The 26446-nt window shown below is 52.1% G+C and carries 20 protein-coding genes; 8 read left to right on the top strand and 12 right to left on the bottom strand.

What is annotated here, in order from left to right:
- Window positions 1–29: 29 nt before the first annotated feature.
- Entirely contained in the window at window positions 30–1379 is a 1350-nt protein-coding gene (locus MKX98_RS09120) for a sugar ABC transporter substrate-binding protein (RefSeq protein ID WP_339222706.1), read from the top strand.
- Between the two features lie 84 nt (window positions 1380–1463).
- Window positions 1464–4718 carry a carbohydrate-binding protein gene (locus MKX98_RS09115; RefSeq protein WP_339222704.1) on the top strand — a complete coding sequence of 1085 codons (3255 nt, stop codon included), beginning with the start codon at window positions 1464–1466 and terminating at the stop codon, window positions 4716–4718.
- A 172-nt stretch (window positions 4719–4890) separates the two neighbouring features.
- On the opposite strand, the gene MKX98_RS09110 is transcribed toward MKX98_RS09115, so the two are convergent.
- The 3 genes from MKX98_RS09110 to MKX98_RS09100 form a co-directional block, all read right to left on the bottom strand.
- Window positions 4891–5925, bottom strand: coding sequence for an alpha/beta hydrolase family protein (locus tag MKX98_RS09110; RefSeq protein WP_339224375.1), 1035 nt, complete (start codon window positions 5923–5925; stop codon window positions 4891–4893).
- Window positions 5926–6014: 89 nt separating this feature from the next.
- Window positions 6015–6911, bottom strand: a complete 897-nt coding sequence (locus MKX98_RS09105; RefSeq protein WP_339222702.1) for an anti-sigma factor — start codon at window positions 6909–6911, stop codon at window positions 6015–6017.
- A complete protein-coding gene (locus tag MKX98_RS09100) occupies window positions 6886–7491 on the bottom strand; it encodes a sigma-70 family RNA polymerase sigma factor (protein WP_339222700.1) in 606 nt (201 codons plus the stop codon). Before MKX98_RS09100 ends, MKX98_RS09105 begins: the two co-directional genes overlap by 26 nt.
- A gap of 229 nt (window positions 7492–7720) precedes the next feature.
- On the opposite strand from MKX98_RS09100, the gene MKX98_RS09095 reads away from it, so the two are divergent.
- From MKX98_RS09095 to MKX98_RS09085, 3 genes are read left to right on the top strand one after another with little or no spacing between them, the layout of a single operon-like run.
- Window positions 7721–8884 (top strand): NEW3 domain-containing protein, encoded by a 1164-nt coding sequence (locus MKX98_RS09095; protein ID WP_339222698.1) that lies wholly within the window; start codon window positions 7721–7723, stop codon window positions 8882–8884.
- A gap of 5 nt (window positions 8885–8889) precedes the next feature.
- Window positions 8890–9912, top strand: a complete 1023-nt coding sequence (locus MKX98_RS09090) for an ABC transporter ATP-binding protein (protein WP_339222696.1) — start codon at window positions 8890–8892, stop codon at window positions 9910–9912.
- Entirely contained in the window at window positions 9878–10981 is a 1104-nt protein-coding gene (locus MKX98_RS09085; RefSeq protein ID WP_339222694.1) for an ABC transporter permease, read from the top strand. Before MKX98_RS09090 ends, MKX98_RS09085 begins: the two co-directional genes overlap by 35 nt.
- Before the next feature lie 85 nt (window positions 10982–11066).
- Here MKX98_RS09085 and MKX98_RS09080 read toward each other — a convergent pair whose 3' ends face one another.
- From MKX98_RS09080 to MKX98_RS09045, 8 genes are all read right to left on the bottom strand, one after another.
- Window positions 11067–11876: an alpha/beta hydrolase gene (locus tag MKX98_RS09080; protein ID WP_194545097.1), complete on the bottom strand. Its 810-nt coding sequence runs from the start codon at window positions 11874–11876 to the stop codon at window positions 11067–11069.
- Between the two features lie 77 nt (window positions 11877–11953).
- Entirely contained in the window at window positions 11954–12271 is a 318-nt protein-coding gene (locus MKX98_RS09075) for a cupin domain-containing protein (RefSeq protein WP_194541578.1), read from the bottom strand.
- Between the two features lie 179 nt (window positions 12272–12450).
- Window positions 12451–13569 (bottom strand): hypothetical protein, encoded by a 1119-nt coding sequence (locus MKX98_RS09070; protein ID WP_339222692.1) that lies wholly within the window; start codon window positions 13567–13569, stop codon window positions 12451–12453.
- Between the two features lie 15 nt (window positions 13570–13584).
- Window positions 13585–15024 carry a family 43 glycosylhydrolase gene (locus MKX98_RS09065; RefSeq protein ID WP_339222690.1) on the bottom strand — a complete coding sequence of 480 codons (1440 nt, stop codon included), beginning with the start codon at window positions 15022–15024 and terminating at the stop codon, window positions 13585–13587.
- A 16-nt stretch (window positions 15025–15040) separates the two neighbouring features.
- Window positions 15041–15919: a carbohydrate ABC transporter permease gene (locus MKX98_RS09060; protein ID WP_071222846.1), complete on the bottom strand. Its 879-nt coding sequence runs from the start codon at window positions 15917–15919 to the stop codon at window positions 15041–15043.
- Window positions 15920–15939: 20 nt separating this feature from the next.
- The gene (locus MKX98_RS09055) at window positions 15940–16833 is read right to left on the bottom strand and encodes a sugar ABC transporter permease (RefSeq protein WP_233355169.1); all 894 of its coding nucleotides are present in this window, start codon (window positions 16831–16833) and stop codon (window positions 15940–15942) included.
- Window positions 16834–16983: 150 nt separating this feature from the next.
- Window positions 16984–18519, bottom strand: a complete 1536-nt coding sequence (locus MKX98_RS09050) for an extracellular solute-binding protein (RefSeq protein ID WP_220686088.1) — start codon at window positions 18517–18519, stop codon at window positions 16984–16986.
- 208 nt (window positions 18520–18727) lie between these two features.
- The gene (locus MKX98_RS09045; protein ID WP_339224372.1) at window positions 18728–20266 is read right to left on the bottom strand and encodes an extracellular solute-binding protein; all 1539 of its coding nucleotides are present in this window, start codon (window positions 20264–20266) and stop codon (window positions 18728–18730) included.
- 198 nt (window positions 20267–20464) lie between these two features.
- On the opposite strand from MKX98_RS09045, the gene MKX98_RS09040 reads away from it, so the two are divergent.
- Window positions 20465–22777 (top strand): AraC family transcriptional regulator, encoded by a 2313-nt coding sequence (locus MKX98_RS09040; RefSeq protein WP_339222687.1) that lies wholly within the window; start codon window positions 20465–20467, stop codon window positions 22775–22777.
- 149 nt (window positions 22778–22926) lie between these two features.
- Window positions 22927–24501: an FAD-dependent oxidoreductase gene (locus tag MKX98_RS09035; RefSeq protein WP_339222685.1), complete on the top strand. Its 1575-nt coding sequence runs from the start codon at window positions 22927–22929 to the stop codon at window positions 24499–24501.
- A 94-nt stretch (window positions 24502–24595) separates the two neighbouring features.
- On the opposite strand, the gene MKX98_RS09030 is transcribed toward MKX98_RS09035, so the two are convergent.
- Window positions 24596–25297, bottom strand: coding sequence for a 4'-phosphopantetheinyl transferase superfamily protein (locus tag MKX98_RS09030; protein ID WP_220686092.1), 702 nt, complete (start codon window positions 25295–25297; stop codon window positions 24596–24598).
- 199 nt (window positions 25298–25496) lie between these two features.
- Here MKX98_RS09030 and MKX98_RS09025 point away from each other — a divergent pair, with 199 nt between their 5' ends.
- Window positions 25497–26255 carry an aminoglycoside adenylyltransferase domain-containing protein gene (locus MKX98_RS09025; RefSeq protein WP_259445405.1) on the top strand — a complete coding sequence of 253 codons (759 nt, stop codon included), beginning with the start codon at window positions 25497–25499 and terminating at the stop codon, window positions 26253–26255.
- The last annotated feature ends 191 nt before the right edge of the window (window positions 26256–26446 follow it).

The following is a 26446-nucleotide window of genomic DNA, read 5'->3' as shown; positions in this document are numbered from 1 at the left end:
CATTAAATTGCCATTGGGGAGGTCTTTCAATGAGACAGGGTGTTAGAAGGTGGGCCAGTGGAATCATCGCTTTACTGCTATTTTCAAGTCTGCTAGCCGCTTGCGGCGGCAACAGCGGCGGAAGCTCAAGTCCGGCGAGCCCCGGAAACACGCCATCCGGGGAAGATAACACCGGGTCCAAGAAACCCGTCGAAGTCACGATGATTACCTGGGAGTCGGCGGCCATGAACGAAAAAATCATGGCATCCATGAAAAAATTCGAAGAGGAAAACCCCGACATCAAAGTGAAACTCATCCCTACTCCATTGGACAATTACGGTGTCAAGATTAACGGAATGATCACGGCGAAGAAAGCGCCTGACATCTTCATGACCGGTAACGACATGCTGCTCGATAATGCCGGCAAAGGACTTCTCTATGACTGGACGGAGCTTGCAGCACAGGACAAAGCGTTCATGGAAGGCTTTTACGACGGCGTGGTAGACAGCTGGTACTATGAAGGCAAACTGGTCGGATTGCCAGGCCTCTTGAACACCTACGGCATTTTTTACAATAAAAAATCATTCCAGGATGCAGGCCTTCCGGAACCGAAAATCGGCTGGACCTACGATGAATTCTTCACGGCGATGGAGAAACTTTCGAGCAATCAGGGCGGTGTGCAGCAATTCGGTTATTACGCCCCCCTTGACCCTTTCCACGTCTCTCTCTATTCGGTTTCCGCCGGCGGTGCTCCCTTCGCTGATGCCATCATCAATCCAACGAAGGTGGAAATCAGCGACCCGTTCAGGGAAGGCGTCGAGAAATATAAGTCAGCCATTGCAAATGGCCATATGAATCCCCCGACCTTTGACTTAACCAATGCCATGAGTTCATTCAAACAAGGTAAAGTCCCGATGACCCTGCAGGGGCAGTGGGTAGCCGATGACTTGATCCGCACGGCTCCGAAAGAATTGGAATGGGGCTACGCTCCCATGCCGGTCGTAAACAGCCAGACCGAGATTTATGACGCCGTAGGCTGGTCCAGTCCGGCAACGCTCCAAAATCCGGAAGCGGTCTGGAAAGTGCTCAAGTACCTGGATTCCAAAATGTACGAGGAAGTCCTCCCTTCAACTCCGGTGGCTCCTGCAGCCTATCAAGCCTCTTCCGCTGCTTATTACGAAGCGCTGAAAACGGCCGGACATCCTGAAGTGGGCGAAGGCCTTGATCATATCCTGAAATCCCAGAATACGCAGCCGGTTCGTTTCCTGTCGACATGGGCAGGCAAAGCGTACCCGTTCATCGAAGCATCATGGAAAAACATTCTGATGGGCAAAGCCCCGATCACCGAACTGGATGTGATGGCCGAAAAAATCAATAAAGTGATTACGACCGGCAAGTAGGTAGTAACCGGGATCGCTAAACTCATGAAGCCGATCATGAATGGAATGGATCGGCTTCGATTTGAAAATAAAGGAGGAACATTCATGTCACTCAGATCAGGTCAACTATTCAAATTTCTGGCAGTGCCTCTGGCTATCGCGCTCATGCTCGGCTCCATGCCCGGCATCGGATCGTCCAAGGCCTACGCCTATACCGCATCGGATGGGGATACAGCGATGAGAGCATTTAACGATACATTCTGGGATCCAAACGCCAAGATGTTCTGGAAGGACTCCAAACGCGAAAAGCATCAGGACTTCTGGGTGGAAGCAGAGCTGTGGGAATTGGTCATGGATGCGTATCAGCATACATCCGATCCCGCCTTGAAAGCCGAGCTTAAAACGCAGATCGACGATGTTTATGACGGCACCGTTGCGAAGTACGGACAAGATTGGACGAATAATCCGTTCAATGACGATATTATGTGGTGGGCGATGGGAAGCGCCAGAGCCTATCAAATCACCGGGAATCCAAGATATTTGGAGGCCGCGAGAGATCATTTTGATTTTGTGTACGATACGCAGTGGGATGAAGAGTTCGCAAGCGGCGGCATTTGGTGGCTGAACAGCGAGCATAATACCAAAAATGCATGCATTAATTTCCCGGCGGCGCAAGCTGCACTTTATCTTTATGATATTACGGAAGATGAACATTATCTGAACGCGGCAACCAAAATATTCAGATGGGGCAAAACGATGCTGACGGACGGAAACGGAAAAGTGTTCGACCGGATCGAAATTGAGCATGGCGCGGTTCCGGATGCTACCCACTACAATCAGGGTACATACATCGGGTCGGCCGTTGGATTGTATAAAGCGACCGGAAATGCCGTTTACCTCGATGACGCGGTCAAGGCTGCTAAATTCACCAAAAACCATCTGGTGGATTCAAACGGGGTGTTGAATTACGAAGGACCTAACGGAGATCTGAAAGGCGGCAAAACGATCCTGATGCGAAATCTGGCCCATCTGCAAAAGACGCTGGATGAAACCGGCCAATACCCGGAATTCAGCGCTGAATTCGACGAATGGCTTGCATTCAATGTCGAGATGGCCTGGAGCCACCGCAATTCGGATCATATCGTGGATGGGAACTGGGCGGGACAACTGCTGTCCGGAACCTATGAATCCTGGTCCTCAGCCGCTGCCGTTCAAGCTTTAAACGTGATCAAGCCAATGGAAGCGGAGCTTCGTTACGCCGTTAAAAACCCCTTCGAGAAAATCGAAGCGGAACGCTACAATATCGGGACCGGATTCGTTCTGGAAGGTGCGTTCGAAGGCTCGCTGCAATTAGGCGGAATCCAGCATGGCTCATATGCCGCTTACAAAAATGTGGATTTCGGATCAGAAGGCGCGATCGGCTTCATTGCCAGAGCGTCCAGCGGAACGGGCGGAGGTAACATCGAGATCCGGCTTGATTCCAAGGACGGCCCCAAAGTCGGGACGTTGAACGTAGAGGGAACGGGCGACTGGAATCGTTATATCGATGCCGTCACCCTCCTTAAGGATGACCAAGGAGCGCCAAGCACCATTACTGGCGTCCATGATCTGTATCTTGTCTTCACCAAGACGAATGACGATTATCTATTCAATTTAAACTGGATTCAATTTACGACCACGGATCCGACGGAAACTGACGCCTATGCCAAACTGAAGGCCGGAAATTATGACAGCAGCGAAGGACTTAGCAAGCATGCCGAATTCGGGTATTTGGACGGAATCCATCACAATGCCTATGCCTCTTATGAAGGAATTGATTTTGGATCCGGCGCGGCTGGTATCACTGTTCATGTGGCGAGCGGCAATCAAGGCGGAACGATCGAGGTTAAATTGGACAGTCTGGATGGACCTACCGCAGGTGTCGTTCAGATTCCAGCGCTGGGAAGCTGGGATAACTGGGTCGATATCATGGCGAATATCGATGACAGCTTGGCTGTAGGCGTTCATGACGTATACCTGGTTTTCAAGGGAGCAAACGGCAGCGACTATCCTCTCAATCTGGAGTGGTTCACCTTTACCACCATGAAAGGAAAAGCAAGGGATGCTTCCGGCAAGCTGGAAGCTGAAAACTATACGAACGGGGTAGGCTTCGGCAGAGAAACCGGCGGCGGGGAAACTTACCTGGCCGGAATGTTTGGTCCGAATAACCCTTATGCCATGTACAACTATATCGATTTTGGCAGCGAAAGCCCTACGCAATTCCATGTCAACGCAGCCAGCGCCACGGCTGGCGGGACGGTCGAGGTCAGACTGGACAGTCTGGGCGGTCCGGTCATTGCAACAGCCACCGTCTCAGGGACCGGAGGTTGGCAGAATTTCAAAGTTTTCTCGACGGATGTTACTGCCCCTGTAACGGGAAAACATATTGTATTCCTGTCTTTTAAAGGCGGAGACTGGTTATATAATTTTGATAAATTCACATTTGGCGATCCGGCCGTATTTACAGAGACTCCACCTCCTCCTATACCAGAAGAGGACCATATTGCTCCCGGGGAGGTAGAGAATGTTCAGGCGAAGCGCGGCGAGGGCAGCATCACGCTGACTTGGGATGGTCCCTATGATATCGATGCTCAAAAAGTGCAAATTACGCTGCGGAGCGATGGACAGCAGGTCGGCGACGTCATCGAGGTGAATCGGGGAATTCAAACAGCGGTGATACAGGGAATCGAGACGGGCAAGGATTACTCGCTCTTCATCCGGTCCGTTGATCGGTCCGGGAATGTTTCGCAGGGAGTCACCATCGAGGTTACCGATTCTCCTTCCTTCTCTCTGACCGCCAATGGAAAGAGCTTGGAAGATGGCGATGCTTTGGAGGATTACATGGTCCTCAGCTTCAAAATCATGGACACTTCCGCCATTCGATTTGCCGAAATAACCATCAACGGCAAAGCCTATACGCTGGATCCATTGACCAAGGATGCCATCGACATCGATCTGGCAGGGAATTTGGGCGACATAACGGCAACCGTTACGACTGAAGATCGGTCCGGTAACAAGCTTCAGAAAACAATCCAGTTCCAAGTCATCACGAGCGTGCATTCCATGAAGCAATTAATCGCCCGATTCGTGGATTCAGGGGATGTACGCGGAGCGATCATTCCTCAGCTGACCAACGCACTTAACCAGGTACAGCATCATCTGGATAAGGGAAGACGGGATCAGGCCGTCAAGCATATGCTGAATTTCACCAAGCACCTGAACAAGGAGGCGATGGGGCGTAACGTCAGTGATCAAGCCAAAACAGCATTGAATACCGATGCTGAGTTCCTGCTCCAAGATTGGCAGGCTGGCTTGAAGTAAACGAAATACGCTAAAGCCGCAACCATGCTAACATATAAAAAAAGTGACTCCTGATGATTTGGGAGTCACTTTTTGCTTTAATTTACCTGTACTAATGAATCTTGCGGTCCATACGCGCAAGGCCTGTCACACGAAGTACTGATAAGCAGAGGCTAGGTAAACTAGATAGCCTTCACAAGTCCGGGCTGCTTAGCCGTTCAAACAACCAGTCGTACGAATACCGGCCGCTAATTTCGTGTGCTCCGGGGAACAGATCGGTTCGAAGCCTCTCCTCCGCACCGGTGCGCCGATATATTTCCCTGAGCTCATGAGCTGCTGCTTCAAAGCCGGCAGCAGGAAATATCCGATCATAGGTTCCAGACTCCAGAAACAAGGGTCTGGGACAGATCAGTCCCAACCATTCCGGCAGCTCGGCGTGGTTCAGGATGCCGGGGATGTAATTGCATACACAGTGCTGCATCGCCATAATGCTGTCCTTGAAAGTATTAGGGTACCCGGCAAGCACGGCAGCCCGTATTCGTTCATCCAGCGCCGCGCTCAAAAACGAGATTAGCCCGCCTCCCGAAAAACCCATGATGCCGATTTGGTCAGCCTGAACCTCAGGACGCTCGGCCACATACTCCAATGCCTTTAGCGTCTCGGCTACGCGGAGACCGGCGAGTGTCTTGCCATGCATCATGAGCCCGGTGGACAGCCGGTGGCAGGAGTTCGGGGCATCCGGATTCCGCGCGAGATCCGCATCAAGGCGCCGCTCACCGAAACCGGCAACATCCGGAGCGATCACCACCATGCCTCGTCGTACCAACTGGACAGCAAAATGCCGATGTATACCAGATGTATCGGGATCGCTTGATCCGTCCTGCCTCAGCCCGACAATTTCCCTGCTTCCATAGCCATGACCATGAACGGCGACGGCTGCCGGCATCGGCTTCATCTGATCCCCTTCCGGAATTAATACATATGCCGCAAAGGACACGCCCGGTATGGCGGATAGCTCTACCCTCTCCCGAATATATCCGTCACACCGCTCCTGCTCAAGCAGTACAGGTTTGTGCCCTTCATTGGCTTCGAATTCGCCGATCAATTGCCGAAGCGTCTGCTTCAAATGCCCCTTGCGCTCTTCAGCACTCATGGAAACCTGCCTGTCTTTCGTTCGTCCCATTGCTTCGTTATACATGGATTCCAGCAAAGCATCCGCGCGCCACATCCCGTATTCACCGCCTTCCATTTACTCCCTGTTTTTAGACAAGGTGTTCCCCTGGATCAGATCACGCATTTCACCTGTATATCTGGGCATCAAGGCCCCATATTCACCAGGACGGCTTCGGGCCCTGTCGGTCTCCGGCTTCCCCCTTTGGGCTCCATGCTGACGACAATCCGCTTCGCTTTCTCTGCTCCGTAACCGTAATAATAACTCTTTCCCTGCGGGCCCTGTACTAGCATAAAACCCGCGCTCGACAGCCGATCCTCATCCTGAAGCCACACCTGATAGTCTTTCTCCTCCAAGGAATGCAGGCCATTGACAACGATCAGCATTTCTCCCGAGCCGCGTTTCAACCATACTGAGCCGCTGCCGTAGAAAGGTTCAATCGGCTGTATGACATACCGCTCGGTATCCTCGCTTTGCATATCGGCAATGCGCTGGCTCACCGCATGTTCGAAGGCCGCATGAGTCTGCCCCTCGTTTCCCTTCATGACGAATAAACCCGCAATCAACAGAATGAGCAGCGCTCCCGACAACGCCTGCAGGACAACGTGCTTTTTGATTCGGAGTCGGCCTTGGATTGACCGTATATAAGCCGCACGCATGAGCCTGCTGCGCACCCGGCTTTGAGGCCTAGGTTCATCAGAGAATTTATTCTTATTCGTTGACTCACCCATGGCCATTCCCGCGCCTGCCGGCTGTGTCGATCTGACGAGTGGTTCTCCATGATCACAGCCTCGATCCAGCTGTGACTCATGTTCATCGACAGGATAAGAAGGCATGACGAGATCTACAGCCCCCATTAGCTTCGCCCATTCCGCCGCTGTGCCGGAACATATCTCACATTCTTTAAGATGTCGCTCGATATTCATGCTCTCCGCGTACGGCAATCGCTTCATAACGTAATCAACAAGCTTTTCCTCGGGGTATAACGAGCAGTCAACGTTGTCTTGAGCGAGAAACTCATGGTCTTGCCTTGAATGTTTCATGCTGCGAGCTCCCCCCTTCCTTCCCGCTCATCGCATCCAGCCGCCGCCTGACATTGTGGATGCCGTACCGGATTAAAGATTTGACGGTTCCGACAGGCCGGTTTAACAATTCCGCCATTTCCCGGTGGGAGCGCTGCTCGACATAACTCCCGTAAACCGCCATCCTCTGAAGGGGCGGAATCCCCTGAAGCGCCTCCTTTACCTGCTCCAGCTCCACCCGGCGCAAGGCGGCCAACTCTACCGATTCCTGACCTTCGCTCCATACCGTTTCCGGCAGAGCCTCTTCCGTCCATTCGGCTTCAGCCATACGCTGCCGTTTGCGCAGCCGATCCATCGCCCTGCACCGTGTTCTCACGGCCAGCCAAGCCTCAACGCTGCCACGTGCGGGATCATACTGATCCGCCTTATGCAGCACTTCCATGAAGATATCCTGGCATAGTTCCTCCGCCTCGGCCGGATCCTTGGTCATCTGCAAAGCCAGCCGGTAAACCAGGCGGGCATGGGTATCATAGAAGCGCCGGAACGCTGTGGCCGAACCTTCTGCAATCTCCTCCAGCCACATCGCAGAATGATCGTTCATCCCCGAACTCCTCCTTACCTGTTCTCCTCTCACACATCATGATGGCCTGCCTGCGCACGGCCATTTTCGATCAATATTTTAGCAAACGCTCCTTGTCTTTTGAATAAATTGGGTCACTTTTCAGCTTCCTTTAATGAATTTTTTAGGTAATTTTAATCTTTCCGATAAATCCAAACCCGGTGCTTCCAACGTACTCATTATGAATCAATAAATTAGGAGGGGTAGTGTCATGAAATTGCTTAGAAAGAGAGCCAAGCAGCTGAACCTGCTGCTCTTGTTCATCCTGGGTACTTACTTGTTAAGTGGAGGAAATACCGCGTTCGCCGCCGGGGAAATCACCTTGTACACACCTTACACCTCGATTTCCGTTCCACCGGGGGAAGTCATCAATTATCCCCTTGAAGTCAAAAACAATACGAGCGGCGTCATTACGGTCCCGCTCCAAATCAACAGCCTGCCGAGCGGCTGGAGCACCAAGCTTAACGGCGGAGGCTGGCAGCTGAAAGAAGTGTCCGTGAAGCCGGGCGAATCGGAATCGGTGTCCTTGGAGGTTACCGTACCGCTTAAAGTAGATAAAGGCTCCTATCGGTTTCAAGTAACGGCGGGATCCATGGCCAGTCTGCCTTTAACCGTGGATATCACGGAAAAAGGAACCTATCAAACAGAGCTCACAACCGATCAAGCCAATCTGGAGGGGCATGCCGATTCCACGTTTACCTACACGGTGAATCTGCAAAACCGAACCGCCAATAAACAAAACTATGCCCTTCAGGCCGATGCTCAGGCCGGTTGGGACGTTACATTCACCTCAGGCGGCAAGCAGGTATCCTCCGTCGAAATCGAAGCGGGTGCAAGCCAATCTATCACCGTCGATATCAAACCGCCTGCCGAAGTGACGGAAGGCTCCTTCTCCATTCCGATCCGTGCCTCCAATTCATCGACATCCTCCGAGCTTGCGCTGGAGGCCGTCATTACGGGATCTTATGGGCTGGAGCTTACAACACCAAGCGGTTTGCTCAGTACAAACGTCAATGCGGGCGGCAGCAAAACCATTGAGCTGCTGGTCAAGAATACGGGGACCGCACCTCTCTCGGATATTAATCTTAGCTCCGATACGCCGGTGGACTGGGAAGTAAGCTTCAACCCGAAAACGATCGAAAATCTGCCCGCAGGCAAATCCACAACGGTTGAGGCCAAACTGACGTCAAGCGACAAAGCCATTGCGGGTGATTATGTCACCAGCCTGAAGGCTGCCGCGGCTGAAGCAAGCTCCGACGCCCAATTCCGCGTAGCCGTCAAAGGCTCCATGCTGTGGGGCTGGATCGGCGTGCTTGTCATCGTTGCTATTCTGGGAGGCATCTATGTTCTCATTCGTAAATACGGAAGGAGATAACCTTGATGGATACGGTCATTGACATTCACGAATTGACGAAGAGCTACAACGAAACGAAGGCGGTAGACCGTTTATCCCTCCAAATTAAACGCGGCGAGATCTTCGGTCTGCTCGGCCCGAACGGTGCGGGCAAGTCCACCACGATCCTGATGCTGCTCGGACTCAGCGAACCGGATTCAGGAACGATTAACGTGCTCGGCCTCAATCCGACAAGAGAACCGATCCCGGTCAAGCGGCGGGTCGGATACCTGCCTGATGACGTCGGCTTTTACGAGGACCGAACTGGATTGGAGAACCTGATGCTAACGGCCCGGCTGAATCGAATCCCCGATTCCCAAGCCCGGGAAAGGGCACTGGAGCTGTTGGAGCAAGTCGGGCTCACGCAGGCAGCCCATAAGAAGACAGGAGCCTATTCCCGCGGGATGCGACAGCGGCTCGGACTCGCGGACGTCTTGATGAAATCCCCGGAGATTATCATCCTCGATGAACCGACCTTGGGCATCGATCCAACAGGAATGGAGGAGCTGCTGCGTTTGATCCGGAAGCTAAGCCGTGAGCAGGGCCTTACCGTACTGCTATCGTCCCACCAACTGCACCAGGTTCAGCAGATTTGCGACCGCGTCGGCCTGTTCGTGCGGGGACGGCTTCTCGCCGAAGGGGATGTCGAGGGGCTGTCCCGGACCCTGTTCGCCGATGATCCGATTATGATCACGGTGGAGCTGGATGAGCTGCGGCCCGAATTGCGTGATGAGATCAGCGCTATCGAAGGGGTTCACCTGATCGAGGTTCCGGCTGTCGAAAGCGATCCGGCTAAGCATGCGGACACCCGGATCAGAGACCTTCCAGCTAAGGTTCTGATCCGGGCCGATAAGGATTGCAGCCCTGAAATTGCCCGAGCGGTTGTGAATGCAGGTGTCCAGCTATTCTCGCTGAACCGCCAGCAGTACGGTTTGGATGAAATCTACCACCGTTATTTTGCAGGAGGTGATGAGCATGGCAGAGCGAAGAGTGCCGAGCGTACAGGATAAGCTGGCTGACATTGGCCGCCGGCTGCAGTCCTACTCTGAAAACTTCAAAAAAACATTTTCCAAGCGAACCAACACGCCCGGTCAATCAGCGACAGGAGAATCAGTCAAATCGACCACGCCTTCAGCTTTCGGCGTGCTGGTCCGCAAAGAGATCGCGGACCATATCTGGAGCTGGCGCTTCATATTACTGCTGGGCATCATTGCCTTAACCTGCGTGGCTTCGCTTTATACGGCTATGAACAGCATCCGGGAAGCTCTCGGCTCGGAGAACGGGGTCGATGATTTTGTCATCCTGAAACTGTTCACCCTCTCGGACGGAACCCTTCCGACCTTCATCGGATTTGTTGGTTTCTTAGGTCCATTGCTCGGAATCGGCATGGGCTTTGATGCCATCAACAGTGAACGGAACAAAGGGACGCTCAGCCGAATCATGGCCCAGCCGATTCACCGCGACGACCTGCTCAATGCGAAGTTCGCCGCTTCCCTGATCGTGATCAGCATCATGTTTATCACGCTCGGGCTGCTGACCATGGCGCTGGGCACCCTGATTATCGGCATACCGCCAACCTTCGAGGAATTTTTGAGAACCATCAGCTTTCTGGTCGTGACCATTTTTTACGTTGGCTTCTGGCTGAATCTGTCCATTATGTTCTCCGTAAGATTCCGCCAGCCGGCGACTTCCGCCCTGTCAAGCATTTCGGTCTGGCTGTTCTTCAGCTTCTTTTTTGATATGATCCTGCAATTGCTGGCACGGGGATTGGCTCCGGACTCCGCCTCAGCCACGGCCCATGATGTCGTGAGCTATCAGAATCTGATGCTCTGGCTTGGCCGGCTGTCGCCATATACCCTGTTTAATGAGGCAACGAGCACTCTGCTGATGCCGTCCATCCGCAATCTCGGACCGCTCACGCAGGAGCAGGTGTACGGTGCCATTGCTAGTCCGCTGCCGTTTGGTCAAAGCCTGCTGCTCGTCTGGCCGCAAATTACCGGACTGACCGCAGCCACGCTGATCTGCTTCGCCATCTCTTACGTCCTGTTCCTCCGACAGGAGATTAGAGGCCGGTCCTGATTTTTAGGTTATGCGAACAAGCTCATCTGAATTTATCAGATGAGCTTGTTTTTTTGCATGAGTTCTCAAGTTATGCTGCTCAGTCCTACCTTCCCTGCACGACCGCTTGCGACAGGAATCCGATCTTCTGCAGCCAGCCCGCGCACAGGCCCGTCCATTGCGAAACACTGGCATCTTCTTCCGCAAGACCAAGACCATGCCGGCCCTCCGGAAAAACATGAAGCTCAAACGGGATGCGCTGCTCGCTTAGCGCTTTGGCATACATGAGGCTGTTCTCAACGGGAACCGCGCCGTCGTCAGCGGTATGCCATAGAAAGGAAGGAGGGGTCTCCGGTTTCACCGCAAGCTCAAGCGACAACGCATTTCTCAACTCTTCCGGCGGGTTCTCTCCCAACAGCCTGGACATGGAGCCCTCATGGTAATAATCCTTAAAAGAAATGACCGGGTAACACAGGATGGAAGCGTTCGGGCGGGAGCTCTGCCGGTCCACAGCATCCACGGCCTCCGGGTTTCCTTCGTCGAAATGAGTGCTGGCGCTCGCCGCGAGATGTCCGCCTGCCGAGAACCCAAGGATTCCGATACGATCCGGATCGATGTTCCACTCCTTGGCGTGATGCCTTACAAGCCGGACTGCACGCTGGGCATCGCCCAGCGGATAGGGATGGCGATAAGGGGCCACACGGTAATGAACGACAAAGGCAGATAGCCCAATTGAATTCAGCCACATGGCAATCGGATCACCCTCATGATCCGCGCGCCGCTCGTACCCGCCCCCCGGAAGCACAAGCACGGCTCCGTGAGGGGTTTCATTTTGTAATAGATAAGGTGTCATGTAGGGTGTGAACTTCTCTTCCACCGATTCTTGTCCTGGAATATTCTGTTCCCAAAGATTCATCATATCCATTCCTTTCTGTCTTCATATCCAGTCGTCTATTCATTCATTTCTTCAACATTTCTTTTAGCTTTAGGCACTCAGAGACCAAGCAAATCCAGTCTCAGCGGTGTAAACGTATCCAAAAGAGCGGAAGGTTCCAGAGCTTTTACCCCATGCTCCGCCCCGCCGGGAATGACGATGGTATCACCCTGCCGCACCAGGGTCGTCTCACCGTTGATATAAAATTCAATGGCACCCTTCAGGCAGTAGCTCATCTGCTCATGGGGATGACTATGCCAGGCACCTTCCGCCCCTTCTTCAAAATGCACCTCCATCATCATCAGCCCCGTTCCGGGTTGAAACACCTTCCTTGTCACCCCGGGCTCCGCTTGTTCCCAAACGCCGATTTCCGCCATGATCCTCCTCCTCTGCTAATCCAAGTACCGAATTTACGTGTTCATCGATTCATTAAATAAAAAAAACCTTTATACTTCTTCGCCGAAGGGGCTATGTATTCCTATTATCCAAGTCATAAAAATTCAGAGCGTCATCCCGGCTGACTGATCCAATACATCTAGAGGTCCTGGCTCATAGATCATCTGCCCGTACCTGCTCGTAGAGATGAGAACACAGAATCCGCAATATCCAGCTTTCGTCCCTGCAGCCCCCCGAGCTCATGCAGCGAATAGCGGATAAGAATCGCCTGTGTTCCCGCATTCATGTCCCCTTCAACCTCACCCTTGCCCAGTGGAACCGCCTCCGGCATGTCAGGATAATACTCACCTTGCTTCACTTGAGCCACATTCGGTGCCGGCGGGGAATGATCGATTTCCCTGGAAAAGCCGCCGTCCGCCCGCTTGAGCCGCGCCATGTTCCGCAAGGTGATTTCCGCGATCTCCAGAACGTCCTCTTCCGGAATCCGCAGCTTCATCGAGGTCAGAAGGCTGATCGGGTTCCGAATATAACACATATCAACGGCATTCTCGCTCCGCAAAGCGTGCTGCAGGGATCGGTATATTTCCGGCGTCCGTGGCAGAGGAACCTGAAACCGATTATAGAACGTCAACAGCTTGAAGGTTCCCGATATTCGCACATAAGGAGTGCCTTCACCCCACAACCCGGTTTCGGGGTCTTGTATACTTGCAAAATAAGATAGGGCTTCAGATAAGAACGACTCCCGATCCCCCGGCGTCATCTGATATAAATAGGGGGCTGAGTTACACAGCCGGTCGCAGCCGCGCCAGCTGTTCGCAAGACTGATGGAACGCAGCCACTCCGCATAAGCCTTAGGAGAACGGCAGTATGCCGGAGCCCTATTCCGATTGCCCGGCAGCGGATGCAATGGGGATGCGCCCAACGTTCGGAGTGCTCCTACGCTGTAGCCAAGTGCACGGCCCACCATCACATCGTCTTTTCTCATCTTGGGATCAGCATCATAGAAATACCCCGTCCCAGGGTCTTGCTTGGACTGGAAAAAACGCACAAGATCCGCCTTGATGTCATCGGTCAGCCTTTGCCGAAGTCCGCAGCGCTCGATAATGCCCAATGCTTGTGCCGTCGATTCGATGTCCGGCGTGAACGCATCGGAATCCCTGGAACTGCGGGCGTAATAAAAACCGCCGGAAGCAGCGTCATATTGTCCTTCGAGCCATTCGAAGAAACCTTCAAACAGCCTATCGCCCCCCTCCAGAATGTTCTCTAATCCCTTTGTCATGGCCTATCCCTTCTTTCAGTTGCTTATGACGTTATATGAAAAATCCCGAAAAATCACCGTGCCTTTGCCGACGGCATCCAGTCCGATGCGGAGGCTCTGAAACCCGCCAAACGTGTTGTGATGGAATCCTGAAACATCCGCCACTTTGTCATACCGGATCCATTCCACCCCATCGAAGCTGTAATAGAATGAAACGATATGCGCATCATTAACCAACCGCAAAAAAGCCCTGCGAGTATGGTTCTGCATCGTGCCGTAGCTCTTGAATGACCGGAAATGCCGCACTCCATGCTCGTTGACTCCCATACCAAGATATGCCGCATCGTTATAATAGAGGAGCAGGCGGCCTTCTGCCGGACCCTCCACGATGATCTCAACCTCTGCTGAATAACGCTTATGGCCCGCCATATAGAGCAGCGGAGAAGCTTTTGCCTCGGAGGCGGCCTCGGCTACCAATTCATGATTCCCCGGACGGAACCGTGCAGAAGGCTCCACGCCTTCGCACTGCCAGTGCAACCCCAGCTCAGGACCGTCAAAGGGATCCCTGAATGAGGCTCCTTGATTCCCAGCATTGGTTTTTCCATCATCATGCGGCCGATCGTACTGGTCAATAAGACTCTCACGGCCTCCTGCAGCACGAAACCATCCATCGGAAGTCCATTCGATCGGTTCAAGCAAGGTCTGTCTGCCCAGTGAATGGAACCCATTGGCATAAGCATGGTAGACCATCCACCACTGGCCATCCGGCGAGTCGATCAACGAGGCGTGTCCTTTGGACCACCAGCGTTCATCCCTGGATTCCGTATGGATAATCGGGTTGTACGGAGAGTGTTCCCAGGGCCCCCATGGCGTTCTGGATCTTGACGATACAGCCATATGGCTTGTAGGCGGACCGGCCGTCCCTCCGACGGCTGCCGTCAGATAGTAATAACCATCGTGAACGGTAATTTTCGGCCCCTCCAGGCTGTACGCCTCCACGACCCAATCGTCCGGATACCGCCAGCCGTTATACACATGTCTGACTTCACCCGCGATCGCGAGTCCGTCCGCCGTAAGCTCTACAAAATCACCGCCTGACATATGCAAATAACGCTTCCCGTCCGGTCCTGCCGTATGCCCCGGATCAATTCCCTTGATCCCCAGATTGATCGGTTTGCTCCACGGTCCCGCCGGACTGGACGCGGTAACGACCCAGTTCGTCCGCCCAGCCGGATAATAAATATAATACATCCCGTTATGCGCTACGAAATCCGGCGCCCACACATTCCCCTCGTAGTAGGGCAGCGCAGCCCCAACTTGGCTCCAATTGAGCAAATCGCGCGAATGCCAGATGACGAGCCCGGGCGTCAGCTTGTAGGAGGAATGCGTCATGTAATAATCCTCGCCGACCCGGATGATCGACGGGTCCGCATAATTGCCGGCAATGATCGGCGCATATCGTTTCTTTTCCAACACCAACCTTCGCTCCTCTCTATCCCTTGATGGAACCCAGCAGCGCACCCTTCGCAAAATGCTTCTGCAGGAACGGATACACGCACAGAATCGGAAGCGTAGCAATGACGATGACCGCCATCTTCACCGTTTGCTCCGGCGGTCGGACAAATTCGTCCATGCCGGAGGTGTCCGCCGCCAAACCGCTGGCCAGGATGACGATCTGCCGCAGGATGACCTGCACCGGCCATTTGGCCGCATCATTCAGGTACAGAATCGCCGACATATACGTGTTCCAGTAAGTAACCGCATAAAAGAGCGATATGGTCGCAATGGCAGGCATCGAAAGCGGAATCACGATTCGAAACAGGATGCCCCAATCGCCGGCCCCGTCGATCTTCGCGGATTCCTCCAGTCCCTCAGGCAGGTTCTGAAAGAAGTTTCGCATGATGATAAGATTGAAGGCATTGATCGCCGTCGGGACAATCAGGGCCGCATACGTATCGATCAGCCCCATCTCCTTCACCACGAGAAACGTTGGGATCATTCCGCCGCTGAACAGCATCGTGAACAAGACCATGAACATGATGAAATTTCGGCCATCCAGATCCCTGCGCGACAGCCCGTAGGCCATCAAGCAGGTTAACAGCATGCTGAACAAGGTGCCTAAGAAGGTGACTCCAACGGAAACGCCAAGCGAGCGAAATACCGTATTGGTTGAAAACACATATTTGTAAGCATCAAGGGACCAAACGGTCGGAAACAGGACAAACTGCTTCTGCGCCAGCTCCGTCACTGTTGTGAAGGATCCGGCGATGACATGAAGGAAAGGCAGGATGGTAACCAGGCCAATGATCAACAGCAGCGTATAATTCACGATATCGAAGATTCGGCTCGATATCGTTTTATCTTGTACCATAGCGGTCCACCTTTCTGTAGTTAATAGATGCCTTCTTCTCCGGCTTTTTTGGCCAGCCAATTGGCCAGCATTACCAGAATGAGACCGATCAGCGATTTAAAGAACCCGACCGCCGTACTGAAGCTGAACTGACCTTGCTTAAGACCTGCGGTATAAACATACGTATCGAATATCTCCGCCACATCCCGGTTCATCGAGTTTAAGAGGAGATAGATATGTTCGAACCCAAGTTCCAGCACGTCGCCGATTTTCAAAATCAACAAAACGACGATCACGCTTCGAATCGAAGGAAGCGTAATATGCCACATTTGCCGAAAGCGGCTGGCCCCGTCAATCCGGGACGCTTCGTATAGGCCGGGATCAATCGCCGCCATGGCAGCCAAATAGATGATTGTTCCCCAGCCTGCCTCCCGCCAGATAATCTGCAGGACATACATCGGCCGGAACCATTCGCTGCTCATCAGAAAATTGATTTTTTCGAATCCGGCCATAACCAGCAATTCATTAATGATGCCGCGATCCATCGATAACATGACAAACGAAATGGATACGATGATAACCCAAGACATGAAGTGGGGAATGTACACCAGCGTCTGGATAAATCGTTTAAACACTTCGCGCCGAACCTCGTTGAGCATTAAGGCAAGAATGATTGGCACCGGAAAATAGAATGCCAGGTTCAAGAAAAACAGCAGCAGCGTGTTGCCCAAAATCGTGAAAAACATCGGCTCGGTAAACAGCCGTTCAAAATGCTTGAGCCCCACCCAGGGGCTTCCCGTAACGCCGAGATAAGCCTGATAATCCTGGAAGGCTATGATCAATCCCGACATCGGGATATATTTAAAGATCAGGAAGTATAAAAATCCCGGAAGAATCATGAGGTAGATCGCCCGGTTTTTTATTATTCTTCTCATTCGACCGGTCTCCGGTATTTTACGGGCGCTCTTGCTCAACCCGGTCTTCACTGCGGTTTCGCTCATGATCTCAGACTTCCTTTCTGTCCCGAAGCCTGCCGGAGAATGCAGCATTGCAGTCTCCGGCCGTTCGGGATGCTGGCTTGTTCATTATTTGGAAGATTCGTAGGAAACGTTGAACTCATCGATGATTTGCTGACCGCCGCTCTTAAGCCAGTTATCCACCACAGCCTGGAATCCGGCCTCATCGATATCACCAAGCATAAATCGATACGTGCCGTCTTTAATCATCTCCTGCAGCTGTACGCCCTTTTCGTTAAATGTCTTGGAATCCAGTGAAGCCGAAGGATCCTCTATGAGGTATTCATTATTCTCCATAATCATTTCCTCGGATTTCGCTTTGACCGGGAGCATATGCTTTGCCTCATAAAATCCTTCAATCGTTAATGGTCCGCCGACCTGCATGGCTTGATACGGCTTCACTTCGCGATCAGTCAGCTTCGTGTCTTCCGAAGGGATGACCTTGCCTTCCTCCAGCTTGTGATGCTGTCCTTCAACCCCCCAATAGATGAGGTTGCCAAGTTCCGGACTCATCAACTGATCCATGAAGGCAAGCACATCCTTTAGCTCTTCTTCCGATTTGATAGCTGATTTCGGAAAGAGAATCACCGAGCCATAGCCGGGAACCGACCAGATTCCGAAGCCATTCGGGCCACCTTCGATTTTATTCTGAACATCGAGCTCCGCATCCGGATTCACTTCGACGACCTTGGGATGAAGGCTGGATACGTCCCCCATCGCTCCGATATAAACGCCCGACTTTCCGGTAATGAACAGATTTTGTTGATCGGTTTTGCTGGTAACCGGGAAATCCTGATTGATCAGGCCTTCCTGGTGAAGTTTCTTGAAGAATTTCATCGTCTCCATATATTCGGGGAACATAAATTCGGGAGCCAGCTTGCCGTCCTTCTCGCCCCAGTTATTCGGCGTGCCGAGCCACGAGCTGATCGTTTTGAACGCGCCATAAATCAGGTCATTTCGATCCGTCAGCGGGATGGTGTCATCTTTGCCGTTGCCGTCAGGATCCTTCTCCTTGAACTGCTTCAGCATATTATAGAATTCGTCCACATTGGTCGGGGCGCTGAGCCCAAGCTTGTCGGCCCAATCCTTGCGGTAAATGATGCCCTGGCGTGACAAAGGCACTTCACGGTAAAGCGCATAGATTTTGCCGTCCACCGCCGTGTTCTTTAACACTTCAGGTTTCAACTTGCTGAGGTTCGGATACTGATCCAGCAATGGCCCGATTTCCCAAAATTGCCCGTTACGGATCGCATCACGCATATTCACAAGCGAAGCGGCATTCTTCAGATACGTCACCTGCGGCAGCGTTCCGGTTGCAAAGGAGGCATTGACCTTTTCATCATAAGTGCCGTCCGGCACCCACTGAATGTCGAGCTTGGTGCCCGTTTTCTCTTCCAGCAGCTTCTCAATCATGTCGGAGGGAACTTCAGGGGTATGGAGGTTGGCCATAATCGAGATGGATACCGGTTCGTTCTTGTTCTCGCCTTGGGCCGAACTTCCGTTTGAGCTGCCGGTTGCTGCAGGGGCGGAGTTGCCGCCACAGCCAGCCAACACGGATAAAGCGGTTACAATTGCCAGGATGGTACTGGCTTTCTTCTTCTTCATCTTCTGACCTCCGTTTTAAATTTGAATAGGGACTGACAAGAAACAGCTTAGTTGAGGGAAGCCCGGTACGTATATAATCCTGAGATTGGATATGGAGAGTTCGGTCACGCCCGATATTTAATGCTGTGGAATCAAATCTAATGATTATATTGTCAATGAGATCGCTCACGCATTGCAAAACAAAAATACCGCCGGGGAAATTAATCCCCTAGCGGTATTTATCATGTAAATAGGGTCCGACCGTGCTTCGGTAGGAAGCATTATATTCCTCGATAATCTGCCTGCCCCCCTCTTCCAGCCAACGGTCGATCTCGGCTTCGAAACCCTGCTCATCGATCATTCCTAACATAAATTGATAGGTGGCATCCCGTATGCGTTCATTCAACCTGACGCCGATTTCGTTATACATTGGAGACTCCAGCGGTGCGGTGGGATCGTAAATGAGGAAACTCTCATTATCGTAAATCAGCCGCTCGGCTTTATCCTTAACCTGATTCGTGTTAACCGGCTGCAGCATGCCCGGTATGGTGCTGAATCCTCCGGTCATCAAAGCCTGATAGGGCTTTACATCCTTTTCCCTTAATTCAAAGGCATCCACCGCCATCGCTTTGCCATTCTGAACGGTATAATGGATCCCTTCGATTCCCCAATACATCAGGTTTGCAAGTTCAGGACTCATCAGCGCGTCATAGAAGGAGAGTACGCTCTTCAACTCCTCTTCCGTAGCAATCGCGGACTTCGGAAACAGAATCACCGTCCCGTACCCCTGCGAAGCCCATACCCCGTACCCTTCCGGCCCGAGAACCCGATTGTGAACGTCCAGCACTGCCTTGGGATCATTCGCCAGCAGCCTTGACTCCAGGGACAGGACATCTCCCATCGCGCCGATATAAACCCCGGCTTTTCCCGTTACGAACAGCTCCAGCTGGTCGGTCTTGCTGGTAATCGGGAAGTCTTCATTGATCAGTCCTTCGTTATGAAGCTTCTTGAAGAACTTCATCGTTTCCATATATTTCGGAAAGACGAATTCCGGCTGCAATGAATCGTTATACCATCCCCAATTGTTCGGTGTTCCATAATAGGAGCTGATCGTCTTGAAAGCCCCGTAGATTAAATCGTTGCGATCCGTCAAACCGATGGTGTCATCGATACCGTTATTGTCCGGATCGTTATATGTAAACCCTTTCAACATTTCATATAAATCATCAAGCGTTTCCGGTGCCGATAGCCCCAGCCGATCTGCCCAGTCCTTACGGTAAATGATGCCTGAACGGGCTAAGGCTCGCTCCTGGTACAGGCTGTACAATTTACCGTCGATGGCCGTATTCTTCAAAACCTCGGGCTTCAATCTCTGCAAATTCGGATAGTCCTTAAGATACGGGCCGATTTCCCAGAATAGCCCACTCCGAATCTCATCCCTGAAATAGGATAAGGATGCGGCATTCTTCAGATACAGCGCTTGCGGCAAAGTCCCTGTTGCAAGCGAAGCAAACACCTTCTCATCGTAACTCCCGTCGGGTACCCACTGAATGTTAAGCTGCACGCCCGTTTTTTCCTCGATCCATTTCTCGATCCGATCGGAGGGAACCTCGGTGGTGTGCAGGTTGGCCATAATTGAAATGCTGGTTTTGCGATCAGAAGACGTACTTCCGCCATCCGCTCCCGATGATCGTGCCATGCTGATGCACGCGGCCGACACCATCAGGATAGCAAGCGTAAGAATGACATAGTTTGACAGACGGGTCATCAATCCGTTCTACCTCCGTTCCCCCATGTTTCTTGCGGATCCCGTGTGTTTGGGATGATCCTAACATATGTACATCTTTTTTCATGACAAACCGTGATGATCAAATACAGTGATTATTCTTTTTGAAATGATTATTGAATGTAACCCGGGTTGCCCATACAATGATTATACACTTTGTTAAACAGGAAGGTGTACCTATTGCATCCAAAAAGTAGCTTTTATTCTAAAATGGTCCTGTACGGCTGTTTCATCAGCATCATTCCTCTCGTGGCCCTCGGCTTCTTCTCGTTCATGAAATCATCCACCTCCGTCCAAAATCACGTCAACAGCAGCAATATCCAGATTATGAATCAAACGAACAGCAATCTCGAACAGGTGCTGCGGACTGTGGATTATACACTGAATTACGTCATTAATTCCAATATTCTGCAAAGCGCGTTGTATCGGCCCCTGTCCTATTATGACTTCCAATTGTATAACAAACTGAGAGAAGAGATGAGTCTGCTGCAATCTCCGGAGACCAAGGTTACAGACGTCATCCTTGCGAACACGACAACCAACTGGCTGATCAATAACCGGGGCATGTACAAATTTAATGAATACGCTTCCAAGGATGCGCTGTTGACACTCATGGAGCTTCAAGGGAACTCCAATTGGGTGATGCTCGAGACGGAATCTCTCGGGTCCAGCGATACGCTCAGTTATGCCTGCCCCTACACGATTGCGCTGGTGAAGAAAATGCCGCTCTCCTCCTCCAGCGCCCGGGGTGTCGCACTCGCCACCATTCCCAGCTGCAGTCTTGCGGCTATGATGGATACCCCTCCCGAAACCCGGGAGGTGATGGTTCTGGACCATAATTACCGGATCGTTGTACATCCCGAGCAAGGAAAGCTCGGGCAATATCTGACCGATACCGGGTATGCGGAGACGGAGCTGGACCATTTTGACAGTAAATCGGGGCAGTTCGAGACGAAGATTGACAACAAGCCGGTGTCCGTAACGTTCGTCCGGTCCGATTTTAACGGCTGGTTGTATGCCTCCTTTACCGAAATGTCCGCCATTACCAAGGAGTCCCGCTCCATCGGCTGGTTTACGCTGTATATCTGCATGCTGATGATCGGTTTCAGCATTCTGCTGGTATGGCTTGGAACGCGGAAGATGTACACGCCAATCCGGCACATTTTTGAAAATATCGTGGAGCGTCTGCCGGAAATCCAAGCCAACAAAAAGAGCGAGCTGCAAATCATCGATGAGCATATCCGGGATATGTTCAATTCAAACACGAAGCTCCGCAGCGAGCTTCGGCAGACGAGCCAGCAGGTGCGCACCTTTTTCCTCCAAAAGCTGTTTTTGGGCAAGAGCAGTCCGCCGGAAGTCATGGAGCAGATCGAGCTGTTTGGCTTCAAGGAGCAAATATCCGCTTGGGAGCATCTGGCGGTATTCACCCTCCAGATCGACATGCTGGACGAAACCCGCTATGAGCGCAAGGATAGTGACCTGCTGCTGTTTGCCATCAACAATATTATCGAGGAGATGATCCCCTCCTCCCATCGCCTCCCCTCTGTCATTATCGATCTCACGCAGGTTACGCTCATCGGACGAGGCGGCATCACGCTGGAAGAATTCAATGACTATATCTACACATTATCGGAGGAGATCCAAAAGACGACGCGCAGTGTTCTCGATCTGGAGGTCAGCATCGGCATCAGTCTGCCTTACGAGAACCTATCCAAAACGGCACGCGCGTACCAGGAAGGGCTCGAAGCCCTTAAACACCGCATCAAGCTGGGAACCGGTGTCATTATCCCTTATTTCAGCCTGAACTCGGGCAAGCACACCCGGGTCTATTTCTACCCGATGCAGGTGGAGAACGAGCTGATTGATGCCATCAAGCTGGCTGATGAAGATCGAGCAGTGGAGCTTCTAAAGCAGTGGCTGCTCGAAGTGTTTCGGAAGGATCGGACCCCGCATGATTATCAAATCTCGCTCATCCGGCTGTTAAATGATTTGATGATCGTAATGCAGGAGAACGGGATCATGCTCGAGCAGCTCGACATCCGGGACAGCTCTCTCGTGGAAGAGCTTCTTCGGCTCTACACCAATCACGATATCGAAAGCTGGTTTAAATCACGCATCATCCGGCCGATGGTTAGTGTATTCCGGGATCGCCAGGACTCTCAATACCAGAATCTTTCCGAGCAGATGATCGAGATTATCCGCAATGAGTTTGATCGCAATATTACACTCGAGGAATGTGCTTCCCGCCTCCATTACAACAATTTTTATCTTAGCAGCGTGTTCAAAAAAGAAACCAATATGTCCTTCAGCGAATACCTGTCCCAGTACCGCTTCAAAATGTCCAAGAAATGGCTTGTCGAAACCGACATGCCCATTAAGGATATTGCGGAGAAGCTAAGTTACAACAATTCGCAGAACTTTATCCGCTCCTTCCGCAAGCTGGAGGGGATGACGCCCGGACAATATCGCAGCAAATACAAAACCGGACAATAAGCCTTAAAAAACGGCATCAGATTACCAAAAAAGGTCACCTGTGTCCCGTACTTTTCCTGCAGGAGAGAATCTACAATTAGAATAGTCACTTGTTTGTGGTGCTATCTTGTGGATCATTTATGAAACTATCCCAAAAGGAGAATCTGTCAATGATACGAGAAATGCAGGCCGATATCGTCATTCTCGGCGGCGGGACAGGGGGAACTGCCGCTGCGCTTGCCGCCGCTAAATCAGGAAAGACGGTCATCATGACCGAGGAGACCACTTGGATCGGGGGACAGCTAACCAGCCAGGCGGTTCCGCCCGACGAGCATCCGTGGATTGAATCCTTTGGTTGCACGCGCAGCTACCGGCAGTTCCGCGAAGGCGTCCGCCAGTACTATCGCGATTACTTCCCCATGACTCCCAAGGCAAGATCCAATGTGCAATTAAACCCCGGCAGCGGCATCGTGAGCCGGCTGTGCCATGAGCCGCGCACGGCCCTCGCCGTCCTGCAACAAATGCTGGCCCCGTACATTCACAGCGGTCGGCTTAAGATCCTCTATCAATATGCGCCAGAGTCTGCCGACGTTTCAGGGGATCGCGTGAACAACGTAACCGTTCGTCATCTTGAGACGCAGGATCAAATTACGCTTCACGCTCCGTTCTTCGTGGATGCCACCGAGCTCGGCGATTTGCTTCCGCTGGCGGGCATCGAATATGTTACCGGCGCCGAGTCCAAATCCCAAACAGGGGAACCGCATGCCGTTGACGGCGATCCGCTGCCGCAGGACATGCAGGGCTTTACGTATTGTTTTGCCGTGGATTATCTGGAGGGGGAGGACCACACGATCGAGAAGCCTGCCCTTTACGATTTTTGGCGGGAATATAAACCCGATTTCTGGCCGGATAAGCTGTTAAGCCTGACCGCCGTCAAGCCGTCCACAAATGAGCCGGTCGAGTATGAGATCTTTCCGGGACACGGTAAGTTTCCGCTCTATCAATACCGGCAAATCCTGGACCCGAAACATTTCGCGGAAGGTACGTTCGAAAGCTCGGTATCGCTTGTGAACTGGCCGCAAAACGACTACTGGCTGGGCTCCATTATCGATGTTCCGAAGGAAGAGGTCGACCATCATATCTATCAAGCCAAACAGCTTAGCTTGTCCCTGCTGTATTGGCTGCAGACCGAGGTGCCGCGGCCGGATGGCGGGAAGGGTTATCCCGGACTTCGCCTGCGTCCCGATGTGGTCGGAACGGAAGACGGGATGGCCATGTATCCTTACATCCGTGAGTCGAGAAGAATTCAGGCCGAGTTCACGGTCCTGGAGCAGCATGTGGCAACCGAATCGCGGCCGGACAGCGCTTCGGAAACGTTCCCTGATTCCGTCGGTATCGGCTGTTACCGGATCGATCTGCATCCGAGCACGGGCGAGCGCCCATACATTGATATCTCGTCCCTGCCGTTCCAAATCCCGCTGGGCAGCTTAATTCCGAAACGGATGAAGAATGTGCTGGCTGCCAGCAAAAACATCGGGGTCACCCACATTACCAATGGCTGCTACCGGCTGCATCCCGTAGAATGGAACATCGGCGAGGCCGCCGGATATTGTCTCAGCTACTGCCTGGACCATGATATTCTGCCGACGGAAGTCCGGAACGACGAAGAAAGACTCGCCAGCTTCCAGCAAAAGCTCGTCAGTGAAGGCATCGAGCTGGCATGGCCGGCACTGCGCCCTGTCTGATCCACCTCTATTATAGAACGCCAAGAAACCAGCTCAAGGGCACCGTCCTTGGGCTGGTTTTTCCCGGTCCCGTTCATAACTTATATCTCGTAACTCATAACTCCTCAGCGGTTACGAATTGGACATCCTCAGGGAAATGACGGCTAATGCCGCACACCGACAGCTTGTAACCTTCTTCCACCGCATACTGTTTAAAATAGTAGGTCTCTCCGTCCTCGCCAAGCACAGGTGCCCACCCGCTTCCTTGCAGCTCCAATGCAAAAGAATCCAACGGCAAATGCAGGCCTTTGCCAACGGCCTTGATATAGCTTTCCTTTAACGTCCATAGATCAAAGAAGCGGGAAAGCCGGACGGAAGGATCACAGTCTAACAGCGCGTTAAACTCGGTTATATGAAAATAGCGTTTGGCGATATCCATATCGATCGCCTCCATTTTCTCCACGTCAATCCCGACCGGCGTGCTGCTAACGGCGCATACAATCCAATGCCCGGAATGGGAGATGTTAAAATGCAGGTTGTCATGCTCCTTTAAGAACGGCTTGCCATATGCGTTTCTTATGATTTCCATATGCATCGGATCAAGTCCCAGCTTATCCCGAAGGATTCGATGGACCATGGCATCACCAAGTACTGATCGCTGATAATCGCTCGCTCTTCTGAATTTGGATACATAATCCTGTCGATCGGGCGATAACGTCTTGAACAAGGCACGGAACGTCTCATCGTGAATTTGGTCCGAATTCTTGATTGCATATACTTCAATATGACTTGGTTGGTCAGCATGAAAAATGTTCATAACTCCGTCCTTTCAATATAAAACATAGTCACGTGTTCACTTCGATATGTACGTTCAGATCCCCTGCTTGCTTTATTAGACTCCCTCTCCCCAATTCCAACTATAAACGGACGAACGGATCAATAGATTGACAAAGGAAAGAATTCCTGAACATAATGGATAAATATCTTACAGGGTGAAAGGTGGGGGGCGAGTGGACATGCAAAGGGTTTTGGATCAAGCGGTCGACTTGTTTAAGGAGGAGCTCGGCGACAATCTGGTCGGCATTTACTTACATGGCTCGTTGGCTATGGGCTGCTTCAACCCGGACACAAGCGATATCGATCTGCTGCTCGTGGTAGCGGACAAGCTTACCCGGGATCATATGAGACGGCTGGCCAAAAAAATCATAGCGTTCCACGATGGAATGCCCAATCGACAGGGGTTGGAGCTGAGCCTAGTCCTCGAATCCAGTCTGCAGGAGCTCGTCTATCCGCCTCCATTTGAATTCCACTATTCCGCCTTTCATCGCGAGAAATACCTGACCGATGACGATTACCTATGCGGCGGATTCCAAGACGCCGACCTGGCCGCCCATTACACTGTGATTTTTCATCGGGGCATTGCCCTATACGGCAAACCCGTTCAAGAGATCTTTACCCACGTTGACCGGCAGCATTACATACAAGCCATTCTCCATGACGTGGAGGGTGCGGTACAAGACATCACTGACTCTCCTATGTACTACACGCTAAACCTGTGCCGAGTGCTGTACTATCTAAAGGCCGGCGTGGTTTCCTCTAAACAAGAAGGCGGTGAATGGGGTCTGCGCACCCTTCCTCCCAGGTATCATCGGATTATAGAACGTGCCTTGCATCAATATAGCGGCGGAGCTCAGAAATCTGCGGATTCCGAACCGGATGAACTCATCGCGTTTGCCGGCGATATGCTGGAGCAAATCCGAAGGGAAATGGAATAGGGGGTGCAGAGATCCCGGGTCTATCGCAATCTACACTGCTCGGCATTTATTGTCTCCAGCTCCAGACATATATCTGGAGCGACATGGCTTGTGGTCATAACTTTTCGCTCCGCCAGTCTACAATAAGAGTTATGACACTGTTTAGCCAGCCTGATGCTTCATTCGTAGTGGCTCCATTTCCTCCAGTGATG

The organism is Paenibacillus sp. FSL W7-1332, from assembly GCF_037969785.1.
GTDB lineage: Bacteria > Bacillota > Bacilli > Paenibacillales > Paenibacillaceae > Paenibacillus_AQ.
Note: the sequence above shows the minus strand (reverse complement) of the source record. Positions and strands in the feature narration are given on the sequence as shown.

Coding starts and splice junctions, on each gene's coding strand:
- MKX98_RS09120 (WP_339222706.1), top strand. CDS start 30: ATGAGACAGGGTGTTAGAAGGTGGGCCAGTGGAATCATCGCTTTACTG.
- MKX98_RS09115 (WP_339222704.1), top strand. CDS start 1,464: ATGTCACTCAGATCAGGTCAACTATTCAAATTTCTGGCAGTGCCTCTG.
- MKX98_RS09110 (WP_339224375.1), bottom strand. CDS start 5,925: ATGTGGCGCGCGGATGCTTTGCTGGAATCCATGTATAACGAAGCAATG.
- MKX98_RS09105 (WP_339222702.1), bottom strand. CDS start 6,911: ATGAAACATTCAAGGCAAGACCATGAGTTTCTCGCTCAAGACAACGTT.
- MKX98_RS09100 (WP_339222700.1), bottom strand. CDS start 7,491: ATGAACGATCATTCTGCGATGTGGCTGGAGGAGATTGCAGAAGGTTCG.
- MKX98_RS09095 (WP_339222698.1), top strand. CDS start 7,721: ATGAAATTGCTTAGAAAGAGAGCCAAGCAGCTGAACCTGCTGCTCTTG.
- MKX98_RS09090 (WP_339222696.1), top strand. CDS start 8,890: ATGGATACGGTCATTGACATTCACGAATTGACGAAGAGCTACAACGAA.
- MKX98_RS09085 (WP_339222694.1), top strand. CDS start 9,878: ATGGCAGAGCGAAGAGTGCCGAGCGTACAGGATAAGCTGGCTGACATT.
- MKX98_RS09080 (WP_194545097.1), bottom strand. CDS start 11,876: ATGAATCTTTGGGAACAGAATATTCCAGGACAAGAATCGGTGGAAGAG.
- MKX98_RS09075 (WP_194541578.1), bottom strand. CDS start 12,271: ATGGCGGAAATCGGCGTTTGGGAACAAGCGGAGCCCGGGGTGACAAGG.
- MKX98_RS09070 (WP_339222692.1), bottom strand. CDS start 13,569: ATGACAAAGGGATTAGAGAACATTCTGGAGGGGGGCGATAGGCTGTTT.
- MKX98_RS09060 (WP_071222846.1), bottom strand. CDS start 15,919: ATGGTACAAGATAAAACGATATCGAGCCGAATCTTCGATATCGTGAAT.
- MKX98_RS09055 (WP_233355169.1), bottom strand. CDS start 16,833: ATGAGAAGAATAATAAAAAACCGGGCGATCTACCTCATGATTCTTCCG.
- MKX98_RS09050 (WP_220686088.1), bottom strand. CDS start 18,519: ATGAAGAAGAAGAAAGCCAGTACCATCCTGGCAATTGTAACCGCTTTA.
- MKX98_RS09045 (WP_339224372.1), bottom strand. CDS start 20,266: ATGACCCGTCTGTCAAACTATGTCATTCTTACGCTTGCTATCCTGATG.
- MKX98_RS09035 (WP_339222685.1), top strand. CDS start 22,927: ATGATACGAGAAATGCAGGCCGATATCGTCATTCTCGGCGGCGGGACA.
- MKX98_RS09030 (WP_220686092.1), bottom strand. CDS start 25,297: ATGAACATTTTTCATGCTGACCAACCAAGTCATATTGAAGTATATGCA.
- MKX98_RS09025 (WP_259445405.1), top strand. CDS start 25,497: ATGCAAAGGGTTTTGGATCAAGCGGTCGACTTGTTTAAGGAGGAGCTC.